The organism is Sinomonas sp., from assembly GCF_036848755.1.
Lineage (GTDB): Bacteria > Actinomycetota > Actinomycetes > Actinomycetales > Micrococcaceae > Sinomonas.
The window spans coordinates 1-6,316 of the sequence record NZ_DAIUJO010000027.1; the positions used below are offsets into that span (position 1 = coordinate 1).

At 67.6% G+C, this 6,316-nt stretch carries 5 protein-coding genes and 1 pseudogene; all 6 read right to left on the minus strand.

Annotation, left to right across the window (positions count from 1 at the left end; translation table 11 throughout):
• Positions 1-555: pseudogene (locus V7053_RS06190) on the minus strand (23S rRNA (adenine(2503)-C(2))-methyltransferase RlmN); the annotation flags it as partial.
• A 335-nt stretch (positions 556-890) separates the two neighbouring features.
• Positions 891-2,786 (minus strand): ABC transporter ATP-binding protein, encoded by a 1,896-nt coding sequence (locus V7053_RS06195; RefSeq protein ID WP_334171398.1) that lies wholly within the window; start codon positions 2,784-2,786, stop codon positions 891-893.
• A gap of 24 nt (positions 2,787-2,810) precedes the next feature.
• Positions 2,811-3,404, minus strand: a complete 594-nt coding sequence (locus V7053_RS06200) for a PadR family transcriptional regulator (protein ID WP_334171399.1) — start codon at positions 3,402-3,404, stop codon at positions 2,811-2,813.
• Between the two features lie 146 nt (positions 3,405-3,550).
• Positions 3,551-4,024 carry a carboxymuconolactone decarboxylase family protein gene (locus V7053_RS06205; RefSeq protein ID WP_334171400.1) on the minus strand — a complete coding sequence of 158 codons (474 nt, stop codon included), beginning with the start codon at positions 4,022-4,024 and terminating at the stop codon, positions 3,551-3,553.
• 83 nt (positions 4,025-4,107) lie between these two features.
• On the minus strand, positions 4,108-5,298 hold the full coding sequence (locus V7053_RS06210; protein WP_334171435.1) for a 4-hydroxybenzoate 3-monooxygenase: 1,191 nt from the start codon (positions 5,296-5,298) through the stop codon (positions 4,108-4,110).
• A 228-nt stretch (positions 5,299-5,526) separates the two neighbouring features.
• On the minus strand, positions 5,527-6,282 hold the full coding sequence (locus V7053_RS06215; RefSeq protein WP_334171436.1) for an IclR family transcriptional regulator: 756 nt from the start codon (positions 6,280-6,282) through the stop codon (positions 5,527-5,529).
• Positions 6,283-6,316: the final 34 nt, after the last annotated feature.

Consider the following 6,316-nt stretch of genomic DNA (forward strand, 5'->3'; position numbering starts at 1 on the left):
GGCCTGCCCGGTCGCGCAGAACGGGCAGTTCATGCCGCAGCCCGCCTGGGAGGAGACGCAGAGAGTGATGCGGCCGGGGTAACGCATGAGGACCGACTCGACGAGGGCGCCGTCGAAGAGTCGCCACAGGAACTTGATGGTGTTGCCGTCGTCCGTGCGCAGGCGGCGGACCTCGGTGAGGAGCGGCGGGAACATCGCTCCGACGAGCTCCTCGCGGCCCGCCTTCGGCAGGTCGCTCATGCGTTCGGAGTCGGTGGTCCAGTGCTGGAAGTAGTGGGTGCTGAGCTGCTTCGCACGGAACGCCGGGAGGCCCAGTTCCTTGAGCTTCTCCTGCCGTTCCTTGAGCGTGAGGTCGGCGAGGTGCTGCGGCGGCTGCTTCACGCGAGGGGACGCAAACTGAAGGAGCGGCCGCCCCTCGGGCGTGCGCTGCTGCTCCCAGCCTTCGGCCGCGGGTCGAACCTGGGGGCGCGCGTCATCGGCGGGGCCCTCGCTCGCGGCGGCGGGGTTCCCGGCGGCAGGGCTCAGGGCACTGGGGATTCGCGTGGGGGAAGTCATCCCATCCATCATCCCACGCCGGTTTTCGTGAATCCCAATCGGGCGACTATGATTCCGCTCTCTCCCTCCCCCTTCTTCCCCGTCTCGGGTACAGATACTCCCCCCTCTCAGCGTTTCGGGAGCAGAAACTGCGCCTCCTCAGCCTTTCGGGTACAGGCGCCGCAACCACCCTCACGGCGAGGCACGACGGCGGGTTCCCCACCCCCGCTGGGCGGGGCAGCGCCGTCGTGCGCCAGGTGCATATCTGCACCCGAAACCCGCCAAACCGGGGAGTATCTGTACCGGAGACGGCCAGAAGGGGGAGTTTCTGTACCCGAGACGGCCCGCGCCGTGGCTCAGAGCTGGCCGGTCGCCGAGGGCTCGGCCGCCTGCTCCGCGTACAGCCTCGCGTAGGCGCCCCCTGCGATGAGGAGCTCGGCGTGCGAACCGTGCTCGACGATCCGGCCGCGGTCAACCACGTAGATGACGTCGGCACCCACGATGGTCGAAAGGCGGTGCGCGATCGCGATCGTCGTGCGTCCATGGGCCGCGGTGTCGAGGGCCTGCTGGACCGCGCGCTCGGAGATGGTGTCGAGGGCACTCGTCGCCTCGTCCAGGACGAGCACCTCGGGGTCCTTGAGCAGCACGCGCGCGATGGCGATGCGCTGCTTCTCGCCCCCGGAGAGCCGGTACCCGCGCTCACCGACGACAGTGCCGTAGCCGTCGGGGAACGAGACGATGGTGTCGTGGATGTTGGCGGCGCGGGCGGCCGCCTCGAGTTCCTCCTGGGATGCGTCGACCTTCGCGTAGCGCAAGTTCTCGGCAATGGTGGCGTGGAAGAGGTAGGTCTCCTGGCTCACGATCCCGATGTGGCCCACGAGCGACTCATGATCGATCTCCCGCACGTCCCGCCCTGCGAACCGGACCGATCCCGAGCTGGCCTCGTAGAAGCGCGGGATGAGGTAGGAGACCGTCGTCTTCCCGGCCCCGCTGGGCCCGACAAACGCGGCGAACTGACCCGGCTGGATCGAGAAGGAGACCTCTTCGAGCGTCGCCCGCTCCTCGCCGCGGGCGTCGGGATAGCGGAACGACACCTGATCGAACTCGACTTCCCCGAGCCGCGGCGCATCCACGGGCAGCGGCCGGGCGTCCGGAGCATCGACGATCGCGGGGCGCAAGTCGAGGTATTCGAAGATCCGGGCGAACAGCGCTCCGGAGGTCTGCAGGTCGAGTGCCACGCGCATGATAGCGATGAGCGGGAAGAGGAGCCGGGCCTGGACGGTCGTGAACGCGACGATCGTGCCCGCCGTGATGCTCACCGTTCCTCCCGCGAGGAGCCAGCCCGCAACGAGGTACACGATCGCCGGAATCGAGGAGAGGAAGATGCTCACGAGCGCGAAGAAGTACTGCCCGCTCATGGCCTGCCTGATCTGAAGGCCAACCAGATTGCGGTTCTCCGCGGAGTACCTGCCGATCTCATCCCGCTGGCGGTTGAAGCTCTTCGAGAGCAGGATGCCGGAGACGCTCAGCGATTCCTGGGTGATAGCAGTCATGTCGGAGAGGGACTCCTGCGTCCTCGTCGCGATCCGGGCCCGGACCTGACCGACCCGGCGCTGGGCCACGACGAGGACTGGCATGAGCAGCACGGCGATGAGCGTCAGCTGCGGGTTGAGCGCGAGCATCGCCACGAACGCGGCTACGACGGTGACGATATTCCCCACCACGCCCGAGACGGTGTTCGCCAGGACGTTGGCGACCCCGCCGACGTCGTTCTGCAGCCGCGACTGGATGACGCCCGTCTTCGTGCGCGTGAAGAAGCTCAGCTCCATCGACTGGAGGTGGCTGAACAGCTTCACCCGCAGCGAACCCATGACGGCGTTTCCGACCGTAGACGTGACATAGGTCTGCCACACGCCGAGCAGGGCGGAGATGACGTAGACGCCGATCATCAGGCCTACGAGCTCGGCGAGCCGCGGGAGATTGGGGTGGCCGCCGGGCGGGAACAGCCCGTCGTCGAACGTCCTCTGGGTGAGCAGCGGCGGGACGACGGAGAGCGCCGCCCCGGTCAGGACGAGGACAACGGTGAGGATCAGCGAATACTTGTGTGGCGCGAAGAGCTCTGAGATGCGCCGGAGGAGGTGCGGAATGCGCGGCGCCTCGGCGTTGAGCTTCTTCTGCAGGGCGGCATCGCCGCTCGAGATGCGGCCACCGCGGGCGACGGCGGGTGGGCGCCCGGGTACGTTGTGGGACATAGGCCTCCTCGGCTGGTCGGTCGTCTATTCGGCGAGGATGAGATAGAGCGCCTTGCGGGCCTCGTCGATGGCGGCCGCGGCCTTCGCCCTCTGCTCATCCGTCGAAGCGACTTTGAACTGATGGAGCACGCCCATGAACTTCATGGCACTTTCCATGAGGGCGTCGGTTTCCTCGCTCCGGCCGGGGGCGGCGTCCCAGGCCTTCCGCAACTCCTCGGCGTGGCCGGCGACGTACTCTCGCCCCGACTCGGTGAGGGTGTATTCGGTCCGCTTTCCTTCGCCCGCCTGCTCGACAAGGTCCTCGTCCACGAGCTGTTGGAGCGTGGGATAGACGGAGCCGGGGCTAGGCCGCCACATGCCGTTGGTGCGCTCGCTCGCAGCCTGGATGATGCCGTAGCCGGTGAGGGGCTGTTCGGTGAGGAGCGAGAGGATCATGGCCCTCACGTCGCCGCGGCTTGCGCGTCGGCCTCCCCGCGGTCCGAAGCCAGGCGGGAAGCCGTGGCCGCGCCCGAGCCCGGGGCCGCCGAAGCCTGGGCCGAACCCCGGCCCGAATCCGCCGGGGGCGCCGGGGCCGAAACCGCGGCCCTCGTGATGGTGGTGTTCTGGATGTCCGCGCATGGTGATCTCCTGATCGTTAACGGTATCCGGATCCGAGTGATCCGATCCATTAACGATATATCGCTGAATGTCTGAGAACAAGATGCAGAACAAAAATAGGCCCTGCACGCGGGAGCATGCAGGGCCGTGGTCTCTTCCGAGCGCGCTCAAGGCTTCCTCACCCGGTGGCGGCTCACGATCGAGACGCGGTTGAACGTATTCATCGTCGAAGCTGCCCAGCACAGGGCTGAGTAGGCCTGATCCCCGAGGACAAACCGTGCGGAGTCAAGCGAGGCCACCCGCTCGTCCTCGTCGGGCAGGAGCGTCACGGCCTCCGCGATCGTGAGGGCGGCCTCCTCGGCCTCGCTGAAGATGGATGTCTCTCTCCACGCCGGCAGGACGCGCAGCTTCACCGGCGCGACGCCAGCTTCCTCCGCAAGCCGCCCATGGAGGTCCAGGCAGTACGCGCACCCGTTGAGCTGGGAAATCCGCACGTTGGCGAGTTCCACGACGTCGCGCCCCACCCCTGCCGCCGCCGTCGCCTCGCGGACCGCCGCTGCGAGCGCGTTGAGCGCCTTCCACGAGGCCGGGTCGGCTTTGTCGAGGCAGAAGGCTGTGGTGGCGCCCGTCGTTTCGCTCATAGACGCATCCTTTCACCCGCCCCCCGTTGCGCCGTCACCTCTGTAGGGTGCGTGGGCGGGGACGGCGCAACGGGGGCGTCCGGCTACTTGCCCTGCCACCCCGTGTAGCACTCGGCGATGTACGCGCGGCCGTGCTCGGACTCGAGGAGCGAGCGGAGCTCCCCGAGCTGGCGTGAACGGAAGAACCCGTGGTTCTCCTCGGTGGGCACGGTGTGCAGGAGCGTGGTCATCCAGTACGAGAAGTACTGGGCCTTCCACACGCGATCCAGGGCGCGCTCGGAGTAGGTGTCGATGAGCGCCGTCGAACCCGTCTTGAAGTAGGAGTCGAGGCTTTCGAAGAGCAGCCGCACGTCGTGGAGGGCGAGGTTGAGGCCCTTGGCGCCGGTGGGCGGGACGGTGTGCGCGGCGTCGCCTGCCAGGAACAGGTTGCCGTGGCGCATGGGGGTGTGCACGAAGGAACGGAACGGCAGCACAACCTTGTCGACGACCGGCCCCTCCTTGAGCTCGAAGCCGTTGCCGTTCACGCGAAGGCGCAACTGCTCCCAGATCTGTTCTTCGGTCCAGTCCGCAGGGTTCGTCTTCGGGTCGCACTGGAAGTACATGCGCTGCATCGTGTCCGTGCGCTGGCTGATGAGGGCGAAGCCGTGTGCCGAGTTCGCGTAGATGAGCTCGGGGGCGCTTCGGGGAGCCTCGGTGAGGATGCCGAACCACGCGAACGGGTATTCGTTGAAGTACCACGTGCGGTCGGCCTCGGGGATCTGGAAGCGGCAATGCGAGCGTGATCCGTCCGCTCCGACGAGGATGTCCGCCTGGAGCTCCCACTCCTGGCCCTCGGAGTCCTTGAAGGAGACCTTGGGCCTGCCCGTCAGGTCGGTCACCTGGGTGTCCGAGCACGAGTACCGCACATCGCCGCCGTCGGCCTCGCGCTGTGCGGCGAGATCGTCGAACACGTCATTCTGCGGGTACAGCCACACCGACTGGCCGGTGAGGCCCTTGAAGTCGATCCGGTGCCCCTCGCCGTTCACGCGGAACTCAGTCCCCTCGTGCTCGTGGCCGTTGCGGAGCACGTTGTCGACGCCGGAGCCTACCAAGAGGTCGACGGAACCCGCCTCGAGGATGCCCGCGCGGATCGTGTGGGAGATGGCGTCACGGCTGCGGATTTCCACGACCGTGCTGTCGATCCCCGCGCGGTACAGCAGGTGGGACAGCATGAGGCCCGCCGGCCCCGCCCCCATGATCGCCACCTGGGTCTTGTGCGTCTTGCGCTCGGTCATCATCGTCACTCGCTTTCTTGTTCGGGCCACCCGTCGTTGGGCTCGGCTCCGGTGGTCTACTTCGAGTGTGCGCCGAATCACGACGACGGCGTTATCGAGTTTCCGTTGAACGGAAAGAGATGATGGGGTAGACGAGGGGTATCTGCACCCGAAACGCCTGAGAAGGCGTAGTAGCTGTACCCGAGACGACAAGTGGGCCGGGAGGGGGTCAGGGCGGGGGCGGAGTTGTCAGGGCGCTGGGGTCAGCGAGCCCAGCTGGCGCCCGATCCCTCGGGCCGCAGTCCGCAACGCGGGCACGATCTGGTGGATGCGCACCTCGGCGAGGGGAACGACGACGCCGATCGCCGCGACCGTGCGCCGCTGGCGGTCTTCGATGGGCACAGCGATGCCCCAGGTCTCCGGATCGACGACACCAGCGAGCTCCGCGTAGCCCCGCTCCGCCGCCGTCGCGAGAAGCCGGCGGACGGAGTCGGCGTCGACCTTCCCGGCCGGGTCCCGGAAGCGGGCAAGGTACGCGTTCTGCGCGGCCCTCGGCTGACCGGACATGAGTGCGATCCCAGCCGAGGAGACATGCACCGGCATGCGTCCGGCCACCTTCGCGCGGTTCGCGACGGAACCGCGGCGCGAGAGGCGTTCGACGAACAGGACGTCATCGCCCTGCAGGACCCCGAGGTTGACGTTCTGATTGAGAACCTGATGGATGTCGTCCATGAACGGGAGCGCGGCCTGGCGCAGGAGGAGGATCGGGGAATTGCGGTTCACGAGCTCCCACAGACGCAGGCCCAGCTGCACCTTTCCTCCCGGAGCCTGTTCGAGCAGCCGATGGTCCGCGAGCTGACGGACGAGCCGATGCGCACTCGTGAGCGGAAGGCCCGAACGCTCGGCCAGTTCCGTGAGGGGAAGCGAGCTGACACCCTCCGGGAACGCCTCGAGGACACGCACCACGCGGTCGACGACTGAGTCCCCCGAGCTTGAGTTGGCCACCGCCCGCCCTTCCGGCTTCCGGTTTCTGGCTTCT